Raw genomic sequence first — 2,633 nt, forward strand, 5'->3', positions numbered from 1 at the left:
GTTCACCTCGGGCCACACCCGTGACATTATCTCGCGCAATCACCAACTCAGCCCCGACACGTATTTACTGAGCAAACCCTACGACCCCGAAGCACTGACACGAATGGTTCGCACAGTCCTCAATGGTTAATCCCCCCGTGGAAGATGCACTGAGATCCCCTGTGGGAGCGAGCCTGCTCGCGATGGCGGAGTATCAGCCGACATAAATGTTTAATGACACACCGCTATCGCGAGCAGGCTCGCTCCCACAGGGGATCTCAGTGCATCTTCCACGGGGGGATTAACCATTGAGGACTGTGCGAACCATTCGTGTCAGTGCTTCGGGGTCGTAGGGTTTGCTCAGTAAATACGTGTCGGGGCTGAGTTGGTGATTGCGCGAGATAATGTCACGGGTGTGGCCCGAGGTGAACAACACCGCCACCGGGGGAGTTTGCACCTTGGCCCAAGCCGCCAGGTCCGCGCTTTTGATCAGGCCGGGCATGACCACGTCAGTGAAAATCAGCTCTACCGCCGTGCCCTCCAGCAACATCTGCATCGCCTGGTCGCCGTTAGCCGCCGTCAGCACCTGATAGCCTTCTTCGCGTAGCAACTCCACCGCCGAGTCGCGTACCGCTTCGTTGTCTTCGACCACCAGAATGGTTTCATGACCACCGTGCGGCTGTGCATCTTGCTGCGTTGTTTCACTGGGCGCCGGTCGCAAGCTACGCGGAAAGTACAACTGCACCCGAGTACCCTGGCCCTCAGTACTGGAAATCTCGATGTGCCCGCCGCTCTGTTTGACGAAACCGAACACCATGCTCAACCCCAGCCCCGTGCCCTGGCCGTCGGCCTTGGTGGTGAAGAACGGTTCGAAGGCCTGCGCGAGCACTTGTGGCGGCATGCCGATACCGGTGTCCGCCACCGTGACGCAGACGTAGTCGCCGGCCACGATGCCCTTGCCTGCACAAAACTTCTGATCGAGGACGACGTGCCCGGCACTCAAACCGATGGTCCCCTCACCTTTCATGGCATCACGGGCATTGATCGCCAGGTTGAGAATGGTGTTTTCCAGTTGATTGCGGTCCACGAAGATGTGCCAGGCATCCTCCGGGGCGTTTACCTTGATCTGGAGGGTTTCACCCAGCGCCCGCTGCAACATTTCCGCGAGACCTTCGAAGACTTGCTTTGGATTGCAGACCGCTGGCGACAATGGCTGGCGACGGGCGAAGGCGAGCAATTGCGAAGACAATTTGGCGCCACGTTCGACGGCGGCAATGGATGCATTGACCCGGCGCTGTACGTTGGCGTTGTCCGGTTCGTGCCGCGCCAGCAGGTGCAGGTTGCCAGCGATCACCTGCAACAGGTTATTGAAGTCGTGGGCCACGCCACCGGTGAGGCCGCCGATGGCTTCGAGCTTCTGTGATTGGCGCAGTTGTTCTTCAGCCGCCAGCCGCGCTTCGACTTCATCGGCGACGCGCTGCTCCAGGTTGCGCGTGAACCTGAGCAAGGATTCTTCGGCAGACTTGCGTTCATGGATGTCGATCAATACGCCAGGAAAACGGAATGGTTCGCCCTGCTCGTTAAACTCGCAGCAGCCACTCGCCTGCACCCAGAGGTAACTGCCATCCGGGCGCAGCACCCGATACTCCGCATTAAAGGCATCGCCGGTTTCAACCGATTGAGTGACCTGTTCCTGAACCCAACTGAGGTCGTCGGGGTGGATCCTGGCTTCGGCGAGATCCGGGGGCAGGTCGGCCAGATCCTGATCAGCGGAAAAGGAAAAGGTACGGGCAAAGCGCTCGTCGCCGGAGAGCTTGTTGGCTTTGATGTCCCAGACGAATGAGCCGAGCAAGGCCCCGGCATTGAGTGCCAGGCGCACCCGTTCGTTGTCGGCGCGATAGGCGTCTTCGGCGGTCTGACGACGACATTCGGAAATGACATGCTCCGTGGTCTCGACCACCATCGCCATGACCCCGGCCGGCTTGCCAGCATCATCGGCCACCGGGCTGTAATAGAGGTCCAGCCAGACGTCTTCGGGGATGCCGTCGCGCAGCAACACCAGTTCTTTATTGCGATAGGACAAGGTGCCACCCGCCAGGCAGGTATCGACCACATTGCGATTGAATTCGGCGACTTCCGGCCAGCCCAGTTCCACCGGAGAACCCAACAGGTAAGGATGACGCCCGCCAGCGAATTTGGAGTAGGCATCGTTGTAGATCATGTACCCGGCGCGGCCCCACAGCATGACCATCGGCAGTGGTGAGGCCAGCATCAATTGCACCGCGCTGCACAGGCTCGCGGGCCAGGTGTCGAGGCTGCCAAGTTCGGTCTGGCACCAGTCGAACGCGCGAATACGCCCGGCCATTTCCCCGGCCCAGCCGGCACACCCGTGGCTTTCATCTAAAAACTGCATCGACTGGCTCTGAGTCCCTGTAAGTGAATTGACTTAGGGGGTCGCAACGACATGAGGACGGTGTGGGCCCGTTTGTTTCGAGCGTTGCCGACGCCAATGGTTTCATAGAGGTTAGCTGATTCTCAACCGGCAGATTTTTGTTGCTCACTCTCCGCGTAGATACCGTCTTGAACCTCACCGGGCAATCGCGTTTTGTCAGGCAAATCCCAGACGCAGCCTCGCGTTGCTCGWCAGCTGCTAC

Annotated in this window: 1 protein-coding gene; it reads right to left on the minus strand. The window is 59.5% G+C overall.

Annotated features, from left to right (window positions below):
- Nucleotides 1-280: 280 nt before the first annotated feature.
- Nucleotides 281-2,392: a hybrid sensor histidine kinase/response regulator gene (locus AC1DSG_RS30060; protein ID WP_477794121.1), complete on the minus strand. Its 2,112-nt coding sequence runs from the start codon at nucleotides 2,390-2,392 to the stop codon at nucleotides 281-283.
- Nucleotides 2,393-2,633: the final 241 nt, after the last annotated feature.

This window comes from Pseudomonas sp. P5_A12 (assembly GCF_056400685.1).